Source organism: Rhizobium sp. R339 (assembly GCF_002211395.1).
Classification (GTDB): Bacteria; Pseudomonadota; Alphaproteobacteria; order Rhizobiales; family Rhizobiaceae; genus Rhizobium.
Window position 1 is genome coordinate 153,680 of record NZ_LOKV01000003.1, and the last position, 18,081, is coordinate 171,760.

The 18,081-nt window shown below is 61.4% G+C and carries 16 protein-coding genes; 2 read left to right on the forward strand and 14 right to left on the reverse strand.

The annotated features are described in order from the left end of the window. Positions 1 to 125: 125 nt before the first annotated feature. Positions 126 to 971 carry a 3-deoxy-8-phosphooctulonate synthase gene (gene kdsA / locus ATY76_RS07415; RefSeq protein WP_088674131.1) on the reverse strand — a complete coding sequence of 282 codons (846 nt, stop codon included), beginning with the start codon at positions 969 to 971 and terminating at the stop codon, positions 126 to 128. Then, complete coding sequence (locus tag ATY76_RS07420; protein WP_088674132.1) at positions 968 to 1,864, reverse strand: VOC family protein; 897 nt, start codon at positions 1,862 to 1,864, stop codon at positions 968 to 970. Before ATY76_RS07420 ends, kdsA begins: the two co-directional genes overlap by 4 nt. A 197-nt stretch (positions 1,865 to 2,061) precedes the next feature. Here ATY76_RS07420 and lexA point away from each other — a divergent pair, with 197 nt between their 5' ends. Continuing rightward, positions 2,062 to 2,781: a transcriptional repressor LexA gene (lexA, locus tag ATY76_RS07425; RefSeq protein ID WP_088674192.1), complete on the forward strand. Its 720-nt coding sequence runs from the start codon at positions 2,062 to 2,064 to the stop codon at positions 2,779 to 2,781. On the opposite strand, the gene ATY76_RS07430 is transcribed toward lexA, so the two are convergent. Beyond that, positions 2,762 to 5,188 carry a ComEC/Rec2 family competence protein gene (locus tag ATY76_RS07430; protein WP_088674133.1) on the reverse strand — a complete coding sequence of 809 codons (2,427 nt, stop codon included), beginning with the start codon at positions 5,186 to 5,188 and terminating at the stop codon, positions 2,762 to 2,764. The two genes, lexA and ATY76_RS07430, sit on opposite strands and share 20 nt — an antisense overlap. A gap of 290 nt (positions 5,189 to 5,478) precedes the next feature. Between ATY76_RS07430 and gltA the strand changes: the two genes are divergently transcribed. Next, entirely contained in the window at positions 5,479 to 6,768 is a 1,290-nt protein-coding gene (gltA, locus tag ATY76_RS07435) for a citrate synthase (RefSeq protein WP_038688692.1), read from the forward strand. Between the two features lie 28 nt (positions 6,769 to 6,796). Here gltA and lpxB read toward each other — a convergent pair whose 3' ends face one another. The 11 genes from lpxB to pyrH form a co-directional block, all read right to left on the reverse strand. Further along, complete coding sequence (gene lpxB / locus ATY76_RS07440) at positions 6,797 to 7,966, reverse strand: lipid-A-disaccharide synthase (RefSeq protein ID WP_088674134.1); 1,170 nt, start codon at positions 7,964 to 7,966, stop codon at positions 6,797 to 6,799. Beyond that, positions 7,963 to 8,844, reverse strand: coding sequence for an LpxI family protein (locus ATY76_RS07445; protein WP_088674135.1), 882 nt, complete (start codon positions 8,842 to 8,844; stop codon positions 7,963 to 7,965). The genes lpxB and ATY76_RS07445 overlap by 4 nt, the downstream gene beginning before the upstream one ends. A 3-nt stretch (positions 8,845 to 8,847) precedes the next feature. Beyond that, positions 8,848 to 9,666, reverse strand: coding sequence for an acyl-ACP--UDP-N-acetylglucosamine O-acyltransferase (gene lpxA, locus ATY76_RS07450; protein ID WP_088674136.1), 819 nt, complete (start codon positions 9,664 to 9,666; stop codon positions 8,848 to 8,850). Beyond that, positions 9,663 to 10,130: a 3-hydroxyacyl-ACP dehydratase FabZ gene (gene fabZ, locus ATY76_RS07455; RefSeq protein WP_088674137.1), complete on the reverse strand. Its 468-nt coding sequence runs from the start codon at positions 10,128 to 10,130 to the stop codon at positions 9,663 to 9,665. The genes lpxA and fabZ overlap by 4 nt, the downstream gene beginning before the upstream one ends. Then, positions 10,123 to 11,187, reverse strand: coding sequence for a UDP-3-O-(3-hydroxymyristoyl)glucosamine N-acyltransferase (lpxD, locus tag ATY76_RS07460; protein WP_088674138.1), 1,065 nt, complete (start codon positions 11,185 to 11,187; stop codon positions 10,123 to 10,125). The genes fabZ and lpxD overlap by 8 nt, the downstream gene beginning before the upstream one ends. 50 nt (positions 11,188 to 11,237) lie before the next feature. Further along, entirely contained in the window at positions 11,238 to 13,571 is a 2,334-nt protein-coding gene (gene bamA / locus ATY76_RS07465; RefSeq protein ID WP_088674139.1) for an outer membrane protein assembly factor BamA, read from the reverse strand. A 196-nt stretch (positions 13,572 to 13,767) separates the two neighbouring features. Further along, the gene (gene rseP, locus ATY76_RS07470; protein ID WP_088674140.1) at positions 13,768 to 14,901 is read right to left on the reverse strand and encodes an RIP metalloprotease RseP; all 1,134 of its coding nucleotides are present in this window, start codon (positions 14,899 to 14,901) and stop codon (positions 13,768 to 13,770) included. Positions 14,902 to 14,929: 28 nt separating this feature from the next. Then, entirely contained in the window at positions 14,930 to 15,760 is an 831-nt protein-coding gene (locus tag ATY76_RS07475) for a phosphatidate cytidylyltransferase (protein WP_088674141.1), read from the reverse strand. Next, a complete protein-coding gene (locus ATY76_RS07480; RefSeq protein ID WP_088674142.1) occupies positions 15,760 to 16,503 on the reverse strand; it encodes an isoprenyl transferase in 744 nt (247 codons plus the stop codon). Before ATY76_RS07480 ends, ATY76_RS07475 begins: the two co-directional genes overlap by 1 nt. A 37-nt stretch (positions 16,504 to 16,540) precedes the next feature. Next, positions 16,541 to 17,101: a ribosome recycling factor gene (frr, locus tag ATY76_RS07485; RefSeq protein ID WP_039619546.1), complete on the reverse strand. Its 561-nt coding sequence runs from the start codon at positions 17,099 to 17,101 to the stop codon at positions 16,541 to 16,543. Positions 17,102 to 17,264: 163 nt separating this feature from the next. Continuing rightward, complete coding sequence (gene pyrH / locus ATY76_RS07490; RefSeq protein WP_088674143.1) at positions 17,265 to 17,987, reverse strand: UMP kinase; 723 nt, start codon at positions 17,985 to 17,987, stop codon at positions 17,265 to 17,267. Between the last annotated feature and the right edge of the window lie 94 nt (positions 17,988 to 18,081).

The window sequence follows — 18,081 nt, forward strand, 5'->3', positions numbered from 1 at the left end:
GTGGGTGATAAGTCGTTCGAAGCCTGTCATAATCGAAGGCGTGCAAATTACAATGCTGCAGTTTCACGCCTCCGGACCAGCGCTCCGATGTGGCCTATAACACGATCATGTCAGCCTGTTGAACATCACGCCTTGGCGATCGCATCAAAGGCCAGCAGCTTTTCGAGGAGCCGCGGCATGTCCTTGAGATAGACCATGTTGGGGCCGTCGGAAGGCGCATTGTCGGGGTCCTGGTGAGTTTCGAGGAAGACGCCCGCAATTCCGGTGGCGACGGCCGCGCGCGCCAGCGTTTCGACGAATTCCCGCTGACCGCCGGAGGAATCGCCCTGCCCGCCCGGCTGTGCCACCGAATGGGTGGCATCGAAGACGACCGGCGCGCCCATCGCCGCCATGATCGGCAGCGAGCGCATGTCGGAGACCAGCGTGTTGTAGCCGAAGGAGGCACCGCGCTCGCACAGCAGCACGTTCGGATTGCCGCTGGCATTGAGCTTCTTCAGGACGTTCTTCATATCCCAGGGAGCGAGAAACTGGCCCTTCTTGACGTTGACGACGCGGCCGGTCTTGGCGGCGGCAATCAGAAGGTCGGTCTGGCGGCAGAGGAAGGCCGGGATCTGCAGGACATCGACGGTCTTTGCCACTTCCGTGCACTGCTCGGCGGTGTGAACATCGGTCAGAACGGGAAACCCGAATTCCTTCTTGAGATCGGCAAAAACCTCCATGCCCTTTTCCAGCCCGATGCCGCGTTCGGCCGAAAGCGACGTGCGGTTCGCCTTGTCAAAGGAGCTCTTGTAAATCAGGCCGATGCCGAGCTTGCCGCAAAGCTCCTTCAGCGTCTCGGCCACCATGAAGGCGTGATCGCGGCTTTCCATCTGGCAGGGGCCGGCGATCAGCGACAGGCGGCCGGTATTGGAAAAGGTGACCTGACCGTTGCCTTCGCCGATCTTGACTTCGGAATTCGTATTGGAGCTCATCGTGGTTCCTCGAAGGCGAAGAGCGTGCCCTGCCCGGGCGCGGGCTTCACCAGAATGCGATTGTTCTTGCGCGTGTAGGTCACCCCGTTAGCAGCCAAATGCGCTTCTGTCACGGCAAGATCGGCGACATTGAAGAGGACGGCCCGCCCGCGCAGGCCGCGTTCGGCGTGCGAAACGGCGATCTCAAAATAAGCTTCCAGCCCTTCCGGCGTCATCAGGTTGATCTTTGCATTCGACGCCGCGATCTTCACGCCGAAGCCGGTTTTCTCGATCGCCGATTGTCCCGCGGCAAGGCCGACGAAAGTTCCGAATGCCGCAGCGTCCGGCGCGCTAAGCGCCACCTCGGCAATGCCTGTGACGCCATTTGCATGCGCCTCCAGCGCGCCGCGATCTGCCGGGAGCGGACTGATACGCTCGACACTGAAGAGGAAGAAGTCAGGTGCGCGCAGGTCAGCGGCAAAGGCGAGCTTGAAGCCGGCGATGCTTTCAGATCCATCCGGCATCGTCATCGGCCGGCTGAACTGCAGCATTTCACCGGCGCTCGATGCCTTGCCAACGAAGTTATGATGATCTCGGCCAGCATCCGCAGTGCCGAAAGCCACCGCCGAAAGCCCCTCATCGCCGCAGCGGAAGCGGAAAGCTTGGTTGCGGGCGATAAACACATTGCCCTTCCGCGCCGATGCCTCGCTCTCCTCGACGCTCGCTACCCCGAGCGGCTCCAGATAGGTCTTGTCGGCAAAGAAGACGCAGGCATTCTCCGTCCCGAAGGGATGGCGCGCATCGGCGGCGACGGTGAAGCCGAGCTTGCCGAGCCTCTCTCGCGCCAGATCGATATTGACGACGGGCAGCACCAAGTGATCCAGCGGATGCGGGTTGGCGGAATGCCTGTTCATGATATCCCCTCCCGAAACAGCTAGAGATGTGCGCCAGTGCTCATCTCAATTCAAGGCCTGCCCGGCGATCCGGCGAATGAAAATAAAAATCTCAACGAGTTGGAGCCAAGTTTTACGGAAATTTAGCTACTTGCGGAACACATATGGAACATATAGTGTCTGTTCTGGATTTGTTTCAATCACGGGGTCTGACGTCGATGCTCACGCGCAAACAACAGGAGCTTCTCCTTTTCATTCATGAGCGCATGAAGGAATCCGGCGTTCCGCCGTCTTTCGACGAGATGAAGGATGCCCTGGATCTGGCTTCCAAGTCCGGCATTCACCGGCTGATCACGGCGCTCGAGGAGCGCGGCTTCATTCGCCGCCTACCGAATCGCGCTCGCGCCCTTGAGGTCATCAAGCTTCCGGAAGCCTACAGCCCCAGCATCCAGCCCCGGCGCGGCTTTTCGCCGAGCGTCATCGAAGGCAGCCTCGGCAAGCCCCAGCCTGTGGCCGCGCCCGCTCCAGCAAAGCCCGTTGCCGATAACGGCAACTCGGTTTCGGTGCCGGTCATGGGCCGCATCGCCGCCGGCGTTCCGATCTCGGCGATCCAGAACAACACCCACGACATCGTCGTTCCAGCCGATATGCTCGGCAATGGCGAGCATTATGCGCTCGAGGTCAAAGGCGATTCGATGATCGATGCCGGCATCTTCGACGGCGACACCGTGATCATTCGCAACGGCAGCACCGCCAATCCCGGCGACATTGTCGTCGCGCTCGTCGACGACGAGGAAGCGACGCTGAAGCGTTTCCGCCGCAAGGGCGCATCGATCGCCCTGGAAGCGGCCAACCCGGCTTACGAGACCCGTATCTTCGGGCCTGATCGCGTCAAGGTTCAGGGCAAGCTCGTCGGTCTCATCCGCCGCTATCACTGACATCGATTACGCCGGATTCGGCGAAATTGCCGGTGCGCCAGTCATAGGCGCGATGGCGCGTCCATGGCCTCGACAGCAGGCCGAATGCGGTGACGGTTTGCGGACCGTCATCCGTAAAGCGCAATTCGACGGAACCGCTCTTGCGGAGCGTCTCTCCGGTGAAAAGCATTGCGCCTGAGCGGCAACGGTCGAAGCGCAGCCGCACCGACGTCACGACGATGTTGCCCACATCGCAGGCCGGACCGAGATAGGCGGCATTGTCGATGACGGTCAGGACCTTTCCACTGGCAAGCCGCGATATGCACCAGGCCTTTTTGACGCAGGAAAAGCGGTTTGTTTCGCCGCCCGTTGCGGCGGCCTGCATCGCGGTCCTCACCTCCTCCTGCTGATCTGCGGAAAGCTTGAGGCGCCGATCTTCTCCTTCCGGAATCGCCGGGCCTTCCAGCATCTTCGGAGGATGATGCGTGGGCAGGACCAATGCTCGCTGCCACTGATCGAAGATGAAATCCGAAGGCTTCGGGCGATTGGAAGCCATAGCGGTCGCCTCCACGACCGCGACCAGAGCGCCATCCTCCGAAATCACCAGATCCGGGGCGCGAGGAGCCGGCAGAAGCAGCAAAACAAGCGTCGAGCCGGCAATGACGGCAGCACCGATATGCCGCAACCGGGTGCGTAGCAGGGTCACGAGCAGGAAGCCGGCGACAGCCACTGCAAAGTACCAGCCGGGCAACCGTCCGACCCCGATGTCGCCGCCCCAGCCGGAAACCGTCTTTGCGACCGCGATCACCAGATCGAGGCCGAATCCAACCACCTTCCAGGGCACGGCATCCAGGCCGAAAGGCATGAGCAGCATCGCCAGCAGCCCGGCCGGCATGACGATGAAGGAGATGATCGGCATCGTCGCGAGATTTGCCGGCAGGCCGTAAGCGGTCAGGCGATGAAAATGCTCGATCGAAAACAGCGCGGTCGAAAAGCCGCCGATCAGCGAGGTCAGGAAGACGCCGATGAAGAACCCCGCCACCGGAACGATGGGCCTGATGATCGGCAATTTCAGAAAGGCGTTTTCCCGGACGCGCCGGTCCTTCCACATCTGATACCCGGAAACCAATGCCAATGTCGCAGCAAAGGACATCTGGAAGCTCGGGCCCAACACCTCGGAGGGCGAAATGGCGATAATGACAAGCGCGGACAGCGCGACATTGCGCAGGCTGATCGACGGCCGGTCGAAGAAGACGGCAATCAGCATCACGGCCATCATGATGAAAGCGCGCTCGGCCGAGACGGCGAAACCGGAGATCAGGAAGTAGGCCGTGACGGCAAGGAGCGCGCCGGCGGCGGCGATCTTCTTCGTCGGATAGGCCTGGGCGACGACGGGAAAGAGGCTGAGCAGCATTCGAAAGCCGACGAAGAAGATGCCAGCGGACAAGGCCATATTGAGACCCGATATGGCGATGATATGGGCAAGGCCAGACTGGCGCAGCGCCTCCGTCGTCTCGTTCGAAATGGCGCGCCGTTCGTCCGTCACGAGGGCGGCCGCAAAAGCGCCGGTGTCGCCGGGCAGCACCGATCTTATGCGATCGCCGATGCCGCTGCGCAGCCGGTAGAGCCATTCGAGCAGCGCCTCGGGCACTGATGCCGCGGCCTGCGGGCCTGCCTGCAAGTCGACCTTCTCAGGCGCGCCGTAGAAGAAACCGTTCGCGCCGATGCCGTCAAAATAGGCGCCGAAGGAGAAATCGTTGAGTTCGGGAAGCGCCGGACCTGACGGCGGCGTCAGCCGCGCCCTGCCGGTAATGATGTCGCCGATCTCGAAGGGTGCGCCGGTGCTGCGGGCGATTGCGGTTACACGCTCCGGCGGCCGCTTCAGCGTCGGCGCCTCGGTGGCGGTGACGGCGAGAATGTAGCGCCATCGCCCGCGGTCGTCGCCCTCGCGCCGCTCGACGCGGCCTGTCACCGTCGTCGTCACGGCGGAATCGAGGATCACCGTCGAGGCTCGCCAGGTCTCCAGCTGCGCTGACAGCATGCCGCAGACCACGAAAGCAAGCGCCAGCAGCATTGCCCGCAAAACCACCCTGCTGCTACCGATCACGAGGATCGCGACCGCCAGCGCCAACAGGCAGAGCAGCAATGCAACGACTGGAAAATCCGATGCCGCGAGAAACCAGAAAGCGGCTCCTGCGCCGAGAAAGACCGGCGAGAACAGCAGCAGGCGGCCATGATCAGCCTCCTCGCCCAGCATGCGAAGGCCGGCACGCAGCGCTCGCGCGGCTGCGGCCGGCAGCCGGTGACGCAACGGCGCCGCCGCCTGCGTTCTTGCCGGCCGCGTCACCACGAGCGCCGAAAGACCTGCGGAATCGGCAGGCCGAGCGCCTGCTTCCGGCCGCAATTCGACTGTCTTCAACCCCTGCATGCGTCGCCCAAAATCACCCGCCAAGGCAGCCAGAATGCAGCGTCCTCTCAAATCCCGCAAGGATAATCGATTGAAATATGAGGGAAAATCGCGAGCACCAAAAGACCAGTCGAATCATCGGCTTCCGCTATGCACGCAGTTCATCGCTGCAGTGCCTAAAAGGTGATGCCGCAATGCACAAAATGGCGTCACGGTAACTTGGCATTAGCTTCGCGATCATATAGCTATCGGTGAGGACGCTTAACCCCTATGGCGCTTTTGTGGCGCCACCGACATTTCGGAGGATCAGTATGACGGATCAAAGCGCTACAATAAAAATCGGTGACAAATCAGTCGACCTCGCCGTCAAAAGCGGCACGATCGGCCCGAGCGTCATCGATATCGGTGCTCTCTACAAGAACACTGCCTCCTTCACGTACGATCCGGGTTTCACCTCGACCGCATCCTGTGAATCGAAAATCACCTACATCGATGGCGATGAGGGCGTTCTGCTGCATCGCGGCTATCCGATCGAGCAGCTTGCAGAACACGGCGACTTCCTGGAAGTCTGCTATCTCCTGCTTTACGGCGAACTGCCGACCGCCGCTCAGAAGAAGGATTTCGATTATCGCGTCACGCACCACACGATGGTGCATGAGCAGATGAGCCGCTTCTTCACCGGCTTCCGCCGCGATGCGCATCCGATGGCCGTCATGTGCGGCTGCGTCGGCGCGCTGTCGGCCTTCTATCACGACTCGACCGACATCACCGATCCGCACCAGCGCATGGTCGCCAGCCTGCGCATGATCGCCAAGATGCCGACGCTGGCCGCCATGGCCTACAAGTACCATATCGGCCAGCCCTTCGTTTACCCGAAGAACGACCTCGACTATGCGTCGAACTTCCTGCGCATGTGCTTTGCCGTTCCTTGCGAGGAATATGTGGTCAATCCGGTGCTTTCCCGCGCCATGGACCGCATCTTCATCCTGCATGCCGATCACGAGCAGAACGCTTCGACCTCGACCGTCCGCCTCGCCGGCTCGTCGGGCGCCAACCCGTTCGCCTGCATTGCAGCTGGCATCGCCTGCCTCTGGGGCCCCGCCCACGGCGGCGCCAACGAAGCGGCGCTCAACATGCTGACGGAGATCGGCACGGTCGACCACATTCCTGAATATATTGCCCGCGCCAAAGACAAGAACGATCCGTTCCGCCTGATGGGCTTCGGTCACCGCGTCTATAAGAACTACGATCCGCGCGCCAAGATCATGCAGAAGACGACGCATGAAGTGCTCGGCGAGCTCGGCATCAAGGACGATCCGCTGCTCGAAGTGGCGATGGAGCTGGAGCGCATCGCGCTCACCGACGAATACTTCATCGAGAAGAAGCTCTATCCGAATATCGACTTCTACTCCGGCATCACGCTGAAGGCGCTGGGCTTCCCCACGACCATGTTCACCGTGCTCTTCGCGCTCGCCCGCACCGTCGGCTGGATCGCGCAGTGGAACGAAATGATCGAGGATCCGGAGCAGCGCATCGGCCGCCCGCGCCAGCTCTATGTCGGCGAACCGAAGCGCGATTACATCCCGGTTTCGAAGCGCTGAAGGCTGACCAAGACAAAAGAAAACCCGGTCAGAGATGGCCGGGTTTTTTATTGGCGAGAACGTCGAGCAATATCTGCGCCGCGTGCTCTCCCGGCGGTCTTTCCGTCTGCATCCGCTGCCACATGAGCTCGTAGCCTTCCTTCATCGCCTTGAGCTGATAGGTGTCGGCCGACAGCCTTTCCATCCAGCGTGCGAGGCTTGCGCCGCGAACGACATCGTTCAGATATTCCGGTACGACCGCATAATCGGCAATCAGGTTCGGCAGGGCGCCGGTCCAGGTCTTGATACTCGATGTCAGCATGCGCATGATCCAATCGACCTTATAGGCGGAAACGACGGGAACATTGGCAAGCGCCAGTTCGAGTATGACAGTTCCGGACGCCGCCATGGCCGCATCGGCTTCAGCGAAGGCCTTCCATTTCGCTTCCGCGCCGACGACGATCTCCGGCTGCACCGCCCATCCCGCCGTCATTTCGCGAACGAGCGCTTGCCTGTGCGGCACGGTGGGCAGAATGAAGCGCTTCGAGCCGTTGCGGGCGACAAGCTCGTTCGTTGCGGCCTCGAAGTAAGGCAGCAGCTTCTTGATCTCGGAGGAACGCGAGCCGGGAAGAAGAAGGATCGGGCCGTTGCCGGGCTGCCTGCCGGCGCGCAGGCGACGGGTCTCCAGCAATGCAGGCTCGGCAGTCAGGCGATGCCCGACATAGGTCGTTGCCGGTCCGCCGAGCGCACGCATCACTGCCGGCTCGAAGGGCAGGACGGCGAGCACGTGATCGACATAGCCGAGCATGCGCGTCGCGCGATATTCCTTCCAGGCCCAGACGCTTGGACAGACATAGTTGACGACAGGCAGATCGGGCAGCGCGGTACGCACGCGCTTGGCCACGCGATGGGTGAAATCCGGGCTGTCGATAATGAGCAGGATATCCGGCCTAGCCTCGATGATACCGGCCGTCGTCCTGCGGATCAGGGTGAACAGCCTCGGCAGCCGGCTCAGCACCTGGGTGATGCCCATGATCGACAGCTCGGAAAAATCAAACAGGGATTTCAAGCCTTCGGCCTGCAGCCCCTCGCCGCCGACGCCGACGAGCTCCACCGGTCCGGCATGAATGCGCTTGAGCGCGGCGATGAGATCGGCGCCGAGCAGATCACCCGAGACCTCGCCGGCGATGACGGCGATCTTCAGCGGCACGCCACTCATTCGAGCCCCCATGCCGGCAGGCCGCGATCGATACCGCAGACGAAAAGCCCGGCCTCATCGGCAGCCTTGATGACGGCGGCGCGATCGAGCACCAGCGACCGCCCGGCCTCGACGGCGATGCCTGCAAGACCGGCTTTGCCAGCATTCAAGACCGTCGAAACGCCGATCGCCGGCAGATCGGCGCGAATATCCTGCTGCGGCTTGCAAAGCTTGACGAGCCCGCCGCGGCGGCGCGGCGAGATGCGCCCGGCGGCTCTGAGACCCGCGACACGTTCCAGCATCTCGTCCGTGCCCTCAAGCCCCTCCAGGGCAACGACGCGCCCGCCGATGCTGACGGCGCCCTGCCCGATATCGAGCCGGCCGAGCGTTTCGGCGGCTTCGGCAGCGCGGGCGATATCGCGGCGATCTTCCTCACCGGGCGCCACCGCGCCGAGAGGACCGATGGAGGCAAGAAGATCAGGAGCGATCTCATGGGCGCCGACGACGCGCCGGCCGTTTCCCTCGATCAGCCGGATCACCATCTGCAGAACCGTATCATCACCGCCAGACAGCAATGTACGGATGGCGGCCGGAACCTTCATCAGGATGCGCAGGGTCGGCCGCACCTCACGCCACTCCGGCCGGCGGCGCACGCTGCCCGACATGACGACGCGGCTGACACCGTAGCGGTTGAAGAGGCTGTCGAGGGCGGCGAAATCGCCGATGCCGACGACCGCGTGGTCATAGCCTTCCCAGCGCCGGTCGCTCTCGTCCTTCAGCGCGACGATAACGGGATTTTCGCCAGCCGCTCGCGCGGCCTCGGCGACATAGGAAGGCAGAAGGCCGCCGCCGGCGATGATCGCCAGCCGGCCCGCCGCGGTGTCGCCTGATAAAGCCACGGGCTAGCCCTTCTGCCCTCGGGTCGGCGAGGACAGGGCGCGATCGCTATCGGCAGCGATGAAATCGAGGATCTGCATCACCTGCTCGCAATCGGCATATTCCTCGCGGATAGCGGCGGCATTTTCACGGACGGAGGCAGTTCCTTCGAAGATCGCCTTATAGGCGCGGCGCACCCTGTGGATGACGGCGCGGTCGATGCCGGCCCGCGTCATGCCGACGACATTGAGACCGCTCAGCAGGCCGGGATTGCCGTTCAGCATACCATAGGGGATGACATCGTAGCTCACCGCCGAAAGGCCGCCGACGAAGGCTTGCCGGCCGACACGGGTGAACTGGTGAACCGCCGAGCCGCCGCCCAGGATGACGCGATCCTCGATGACCACATGGCCGGCGAGCATGACGTTGTTCGACATGATCACGTTGTTGCCGACATGGCAGTCGTGCGCAACGTGGGAATTGGCGAGGAAAAGATTGTTGTCGCCAACGGTCGTCTTGCCGCCAAAATCCGCGGTGCCGGTGTTCATCGTCACGCCTTCACGGATCGTGCAATTGGCGCCGACCGTCAGCGTCGTCTCCTCGCCGCCATGATGCACGCTCTGCGGATCGCCGCCGACGACGGCCATCGGGAAGATGCGCGTACCCTTGCCGATCACGGTCCGGCCGGTGACGACCGCATGCGTCAGAAGCTCGACATTCGCATGCAGGACGACATGCGGCCCGACATGGCAGAAAGGACCGATTTTGACGCCCTCACCGATGACAGCCCCGTCTTCGACGACGGCCATCGGATGAATACGGGCGCTTTCGGCGATATTGCTCATGCCTGATCCTTACGAACGATCATCGCGCCGATATCGGCTTCGGCAACGAGCGCGCCGTCGACCTTGGCGTCGCAATGGAATTTCCAGATATTGCCGCGCTGCTTGTGCTTCTTGACGTGGAACTCGACACGGTCGCCGGGCACGACGGGCTTGCGGAAGCGCGCATTTTCGATGGTCATGAAGTAGACGAGGTTGCCAGGCTGACCTTCCTTCTTGGCGCAGATCGCGCCTGCCGTCTGAGCCATGCCCTCGATCAGCAGAACCCCAGGCATGATCGGCGCTTCCGGAAAATGGCCGGTGAAATGCGGTTCGTTCACCGTGACGTTCTTGATGCCGATCGCCGTGTTGTCGCCGTCGATCTCGATGATCTTGTCGACCATGAGAAACGGGTAACGATGCGGCAGCAGCTTCATGATCTCGGTGATATCAGCCGAAGAAAGCGTCGTCGTGGCTTCCTCAGTCATCTTGCTTGCCTCCAGGGTTCCTTCCGCGCAACTTGGACTTCGACACCTGTTGCGCAGCCTCTCTCAGATAGTCTTTTAGCGGACGTGCCGGCACACCGCCATATTGTCCGCCGGCGGCAAGGTCAGTCATGATACCGCTTTTGGCAGCGATCTGCACGCCGTCCCCGATGGTCACATGCCCCTTGATGCCGGCCTGGCCGCCGATCTGCACGCCGTTGCCGATCTTGGTGCTACCGGCGATGCCGACCTGCGCGACGATGGCGCAATGGCGCCCCATCTGGACGTTGTGGCCGATCTGCACCTGATTGTCGATCTTGGTGCCCTCGCCGATCACCGTGTCGTCCATGGCGCCGCGGTCGATGGTGGTATTGGCGCCGATCTCGACATTGTCCTGGATGATCACCCGGCCGATCTGGACGATCTTGATCATGCCGCGCGGGCCCGGCGCATAACCGAAACCATCCTGGCCGATGCGGACACCATTGTGGATGATGACGCCGTTGCCGATCAGCGCACAGAGAACGCTCGCGCCGGCCGCGATCGAACAATCCCGGCCGATCTTGACGTTCGGGCCGATGACGCTGTTGGCGCCGATGCGCGTTCCTTCGCCGATTTCGGCATGCGCGCCGATCACGGCCAAAGGCTCGACGATCACACCCTTTTCAAGCTTGGCGCTTGGATCGATTACCGCGCTCGGCGCGATCTCACTTTCACCCGGAATGACGACCGGACGCAATGCCGCGGGATAGAACAGACCGCCGGCCATCGCGAAGGCCGCATGCGGATTGGATGACAGAATGACAGGAAGATGCGGAGGGACGAGATCTACGAGCGCCTTGTCGCAGATCACCGCCGAGGCCTCGCATGTCGCAAATTCCTCGCGGCTGCGGCGCGACAGAATATAGCAAACATCGCCCGCCCGCGCCCTGCTGATCGGGGCCACGGACCTGACGATGACGTCTGCATGATCGGAATTGGCAAGTTCCGCCCCAAGAAACTCTGCAAGCTCAGCGAGCCTCAGACCTTCATGGGGCAGAAAAAAAACGTTTTGCTCCATCGGCAATGCTCCAGAACGGAATTGAGTCTTACAGTTCCGGACTGCCGATATCAGAATTGGTTGTTGATGCCAAACTTGAAGTTCTGCGTCTTGTCGAAGTCTTCCTTGAGGACCGGGATTGCGTAATCCAGACGCAATGCGCCGAAGGGAGACTGCCAGACGACGCCGACACCGACGGAAGCGCGCAGCGAAGCGCTGGTGCCTTCAGCCTGGTCGGCACCAAGAAGATCTACGTCATTGCCGAACAGCGTACCGGCATCGGCGAAGACTGCACCGCGCAGGTTGAAGTCACGCGGGAAGCCCGGCATCGGGAAGGTCGCTTCCGCGGACGCCGTGAAATAGGTCGTGCCGCCGAGCGGGTCATCGTGGGTGCCGGTGATCCGCGGACCGATGCCCTTGTTTTCAAAGCCGCGAATATCGGCATTGGTCAGGGTGAACTGGTCGAAGACGTTCAGATTATCGCCGAAGCCGACGACATAGCCCGCCGAAGCGGAGAGCGAGCCGATGATATCGGCATCGTCTGCGAGCAGGTGATAATAACGCGCCTTGCCATAGATCTTGTAGAACTGCGAGTCGCCGCCGAGGCCGGCAATTTCCTGGGTCGCCGTCGCGTAAATGCCTTCACGCGGCAGGACGGTGTCGTCAAGCGTGTTGTAGGTCAGCGTCTGCGAGACGGAAGAACGCGTCCACGGGCTCTCGTCAACCAGATTGGCGTACGTGGCCGAAAGGTCGGCTGTATCGCCGTCGTACTTCATCTGCTTGTAGTTATAGCGGAAGGTCGTCGCCAGATCCTCGGTGATCGGCGCGGTTACGCGCAGGACGACGCTGGTTTCCTCGTAGTCGTAGTCATCATTGCTCGACGTTTCGCTATGGTTGACGTCGAAGCCGGCCGCCAGGCGGTAGCCGAGGAAATAGGGTTCGGTGAAGCTGACGCCGTAGGCGCGCGAGCCTTCCTGGCCGCCACCGGCCGAGATGCGGATGTACTGACCACGGCCGAGGAAGTTCTTTTCCTCGATCGATGCTTCGAGCAGGAGACCATCGCCACCGGCGGCATAACCTGCACCGACGCCGAACGAACCGGTCGACTGATCCTGCACGTCGACGACGACCACGACGCGATCCGGCGAGCTGCCAGGCTGCGTGGAGATGTTGACGGAGGAGAAGTAACCGAGCGCCTCGAGGCGGCGCTTGGCCTTGGTGATCATCTGCTGATTGAAGGCGTCGCCTTCGCTCATGTCGAATTCGCGGCGGATGACGTAATCGCGGGTGCGGCTGTTGCCGCGGATTTCGATGCGCTCGACATAGGCGCGCTCGCCCTGGTCGACCAGGTATTCGACGCCGATCGTGTTGTTGTTCAGGTCGCGGTTACCGCGCGGCGTGACGCGCGCGAAGGGATAACCGGCAGAGGCCACCTGATCGGAGATGGCCTCGATCGACTTCTGCACTTCCTTGGCGCTGTAGAGCTGGCCTTCCTTCGTGCGCACGAGCGGCAGCAGCTGGTCGGAGCCGACGCCTTCGACGGTCGACTGGACGGTCACCGCTCCGAAATCGTAGCGCTGGCCTTCTTCGATGTTGAAGGTCAGGGTGTATTTGTTGGTCGCTTCGTCGAAGGTGGCATCGGAAGAAACGATGCGCATATCGGCGTAGCCGCGGTTGTAATAGAACTGGCGCAGCGCTTCCTCGTCGGCGTGGAGCTTGTCTTCGTTGTAGACGTCCTTGCGGGTCAGGAACGACAGGAAGTTCGAACGCTTGGTCTGAATGACGGCAGCCAGGCGGCCGGCGCTGTAGGCATTGTTGCCGACGAAATTGATCGCATCGATCTTGGTGCGGTCACCCTCGTTGATGACGAAGGCAAGGTTGACGCGGCCCTCGCCGAGCGGCACCACCTGCGTCGTCACTTCGACTTCGCTGCGGCCGGTAGCGGCGTAGGCATCCTTGATCGACTGGATGTCGGACTGGATCTGGGTGTCGCTGTAGGGGCCGGCAGCATGCGTCTGGACGATCGTCGCGAGCTTATCGTCCTTGATCTTGCGGTTGCCGTTGAAGACGACCTGATTGACGAGCTGGGCTTCCTGGACGTTGACGACCAGCGTGCTTCCGGAAACCGAGATCTTGACGTCCGAGAAGTAGCCGGTGCCGTAGAGCTGCTTGACCGAGTCATCGATATCGGTGTTCGAGAAACTCTTGCCGGGAGCGATGGTGAGGTTCGAGCGGACGGCTTCCGCGCCGACGCGGCTTGCACCGCGCACATCGATGCGCTGGATAACCGCGGCCTCGGCGGCCGTAGCAGAAACGAACGTCACAGCACCTGCGCCCGAAGCAACAACACCAGCAGACAGCGCAACCGCCGATACTGCGTTCAAAAACTTTGAACCAGCCTTCATTTCACCTATTACCTTTTTTCCCTCGTCCCCGTCCCCGGGAAACCCCGATTCCGGTCACGTGTGTCGTTTTACCCGCTTTTGACATACAAGCAAGGGAGGTCGTTAATTTCTGTTTACTTCATTTCCAAGCGTGACCCATTCGCCACTACAGCCTTGAAACATCGTAAATAAATAGTAATTCCCTCGCCTTGCGCGTTTATCCTATCAGCGCGCTAATGTCGTTCCAGGTCGCAAAAACCATCAATGTCAGTACCATCGCCAAGCCGATGCGAAATGCAATTTCCTGAGCACCGGAGCCCAGGGGTTTCCCCCTCACCGCTTCCACCGCATAGAACATCAGGTGGCCGCCATCAAGTACCGGAACCGGCATCAGGTTAAGCAATCCTATCGAAACCGAAAGTACGGCAGCAAGCTGCAACACCGCACCAATACCAAGCGTGGCCATCTGGCCCGAAGCTTGTGCGACGCGGATCGGCCCGCCCAGTTGGTCGGCCCGCATCGATCCGGTCAGCAGATTGCCGATATATTTGAAGGTGCCGGTGACGATATCCCGGGTCTGGATCACGCCCTCGCGCAGCGCCTGAAGCGGCGTGTAGGTCTGCAGGCGGAAGTGGCCGACCTCCTGATTGGTGACGATGCCGATCAGACCCACTTCGATCTTGTTGCCGAACTGATCGGTCATATCGGTCCGTTGCGGCACCATCGGCAGATCGAGTGTCTGGCCGCCGCGATCGATCGTCACGACGATCTTCTGGCTCGGGCGGATGCTGACGTAGCGGCGCACGTCGTCGAAGGTCTCGACCTTGCCGCCGTCAATGGCAACCAGCAGATCGCCGGGGAGGATGCCCGCTGCGGCGGCCGCGCTATCCGGCTTGACCTCGGCCACGACAGGATCGGCGACCGTGCGGCCATAGACCGCGAAAAGAACGGTGAAAATGGCGATCGCCAGCAGAAAGTTGGCGATCGGGCCGGCCGCGACGGTTGCGGCACGTTTCCACAGCTTTGCGCCGGCAAAAGAACGCGCTCTATCCTCCTCGGACATGGCGGCGAGCTTGTCGGTATCGGGCTTGCTCGAGGCATCCTCATCGCCGAAGAACCGGACATAACCGCCGAGAGGAATCACTGAAATCTTCCAGCGTGTTCCGTGCCGGTCGGTAAAGCCGAATATCTCGGGACCGAAGCCGACCGAAAAAGCAAGGATGCGGATGCCGCTCCAGCGCCCGACGAGATAGTGGCCCATCTCATGCACGAAGACGAGCAGCGAGAGCACGAGGATGAAAGGGACGATATAACCCGTCAAAAATCCGAATATGCCGGTCACCGCTTCCATGAGTTCCTTCCGTCAGGCTGCCGCTTCATCACAGGCCGAACAACGCCGCACCAAGCGACGTCATCCCATTCCCCTTTATCAGGGAAAATAGCCCAGCAAGCAAGAACGCCGAAAAGCAGGCAAAAATCAGCCCGTCGACCCGGTCCATGACGCCGCCGTGGCCTGGAATGAGACGGCTGGAATCCTTGACGCCGAATTTTCGCTTGATGAAGGACTCGAAAAGGTCGCCCGATTGACTGCAGACCGACAGAACGAGGGCCACGCCGGCAGCGATGATTTCAGCGCCGGGAACAAGAAAATGGACGAGAAGGACGCCGGCCGCGACTGCCGAAACGGCGCCGCCGATTGCGCCCGACCATGTCTTTCCAGGCGAGATCGAGGGGGCAAGCTTCGGTCCGCGAAGCGTCCTGCCGACGAAATAGGCAAGGATATCGGTGGCCCATACCACAGCGAAGACGAAGAGCATGGCGTAGAGCCCCGGCTGATCGTCGCTTCTGATCGCGGCAAGCGCCACGCCGGTGGCGCCGGCATAAAACAGGCCTGCCGGAAACCAGCGGCTCGTGCCGTGCAGGATGATGAGGGCAATACCGACGGCGGTGACGCCGACCAGCATGCCGGTGGCGAATTCGAAATTGCCGACGAGCACGAGGAAGGCGATTGCCGCCTCGCCGATCCAACCGACGGCATTGGCGACCCAGTCACGCGCGATGCCAGTTATTTTCGTCCACTCATAATAGATCAGCAGGCCGATCACGGCTGCCAGGATGCGGAAGGCAGGACCGCCGTACCAGGTGGCGGCAAGAACGACGACCGCGAGAATCAGTCCTGAAACGATGCGGAGTTTCAGTTCCCGCTGCATCAGGTGCCGACCGCAGCTGCTTGCGACGACACGCCGCCGAAACGCCGGTCGCGGGAAGCGAATTTCTCGAGCGCCGAACGAAAGATCTCGGGGCTGAAGTCCGGCCAATATTCCGGAAGGAAGACGAATTCCGAATAGGCGGCCTGCCAGAGCAGGAAATTGGAAAGCCGCTCCTCGCCGCTGGTGCGAATGATGAGATCCGGATCGGGGATACCAGCAGTGTCGAGACGGGCATCGATAAGCGCCGGGGTGATGTCCTGCGCCCTCAGGCGGCCGGCTTCGACGTCTTTTGCCAGGCTCACCACGGCGCGGGAGATTTCGTCACGCGAGCCGTAATTGAAGGCGATGACCAAAGTCAGCGATGTGTTGTCCTTGGTCGTCTCCTCCGCCTCGAGAAGCAGGCCGAGGATATCGCTGCGCAGGCTGTGACGGTCGCCGATCACCTTGACCCTCACGTTCTGGCGATGAAGTTCGGCGAGGTCGCGGCGGATGAAGGCCTTGAGCAGACCGAGCAGATCCGAAACCTCGGCCTCCGGCCGGCGCCAGTTCTCCGAGGAGAAGGCGAAGAGGGTCAGATATTTTATGCCGGCGGCGCCGGCGGCGCGCACCGTCTCGCGCACCGCTTCGACACCCTTGCGATGGCCCATCGTGCGCGGCAGGCCGCGCTGCTTGGCCCAACGGCCATTGCCGTCCATGATGATGGCAACATGCTCTGGCACAGTTACAAATACAGATTCCGACATTTCCCGTCCGGTCTTTCCAGGCAAAGGCACAGATCCCTTAGACCTGCATGATTTCCTTTTCCTTCTCGCCAAGCAAGCGGTCGATCTCGGAAATCGTCTCGTCCGTCATCTTCTGTACACGTTCGGACTGCGCCCTGCTCTCGTCCTGACCGATTGCGCCGTCCTTCTCGGCCTTTTTAAGGCCGTCCATGCCATCGCGGCGGACATGGCGAATCGCCACCTTGCTCTTTTCGGCGTAATCGTGAGCCACTTTGACCAGCGACTTGCGGCGCTCCTCGTTGAGCTCGGGCAGCGGGATACGCAGGCTTTGGCCGTCAACGATCGGGTTGAGGCCGAGATTGGATTCGCGGATGCCGCGCTCGACGGCGCTGACCATCGACTTGTCCCATACTGAAACCGTGAGCATGCGCGGCTCGGGCACGGTGATGTTTGCGACCTGGTTCAGCGGCACACGCGAACCATAGGCCTCGATCGTCACCGGATCGAGGATGTTGGCCGAAGCGCGGCCGGTGCGCAGCGATGCGATGTCGCTCTTGAATGCGGAAACCGCGCCATCCATGCGGCGCTTCAGTTCCTTGATGTCGATACCTTCACTCATGTCGATGCTCCCGTCCAGATCATGATGCCGAAAGGTGTCCGCGGCTTTCGGACGACATCATGCTCTCTAACTATCAAATGTAGACCATGAATCGGATTTCAGGCCAACCGGACCCAAACCATCATGCTCTAGCGAGACTGCGCCAAAGGCGACGCCGCTTTTATCAGTTGTCGGAGACGATGGTCTTGAGACCACCGCCCGTCAAGATTTCAGCAAAACCGCCTTTCTCGTGGATCGAGAAGACGATGATCGGAATGGAATTCTCCCTGGCGAGCGCCACGGCGGCAACGTCCATCACCGCGAGCCCCTTGTCCAGCACTTCCTGGTGCGTCAGGCGGTCGAAGCGGGTGGCGTCGGGATATTTCTTCGGATCGGCGGTGTAGATGCCGTCCACCTGCGTGCCCTTGAAGATCGCTTGTGCGCCCATTTCGGCGGCGCGGAGTGCCGCGGCGGAATCGGTGGTGAAGAACGGGTTGCCGGTGCCGCCGGCAAAAATCACCACGCGTCCCATCGACAGATGATAGAGGGTCGCGCGCTGGGAAAAGCTCTCGCAGATCTCCGGCATGGAGATTGCCGAAAGCACCACCGTATCGATGTTCAGCTTGCGCAGCGACGTCGCGAGCGCCAGCGCATTGATGATGGTGCCGAGCATGCCCATATGGTCGCCGGTGACCCGGTCGCCGCCCTTGGACGCCACCGCAACCCCGCGGAAAATATTGCCGCCACCGACGACGACGCCGACTTCCACGCCCATATGCCTTGCCTCGGCTATGTCAGATGCGATGCGGTCCGCCACCGCGACATCGATCCCGAAACCCTGGCTACCCATGAGCGCTTCGCCGGAAGCCTTGAGCAGAACGCGTTTATAGACAGGCTCTAAAGACATCTTGGCTCCTCGTAAATTGCCGTGAATGCCCGATACACGAAGGGCACCGCGTTGTCACGCGATGCCCTGGCGTTTTCCCAATTATGGCTGGAAG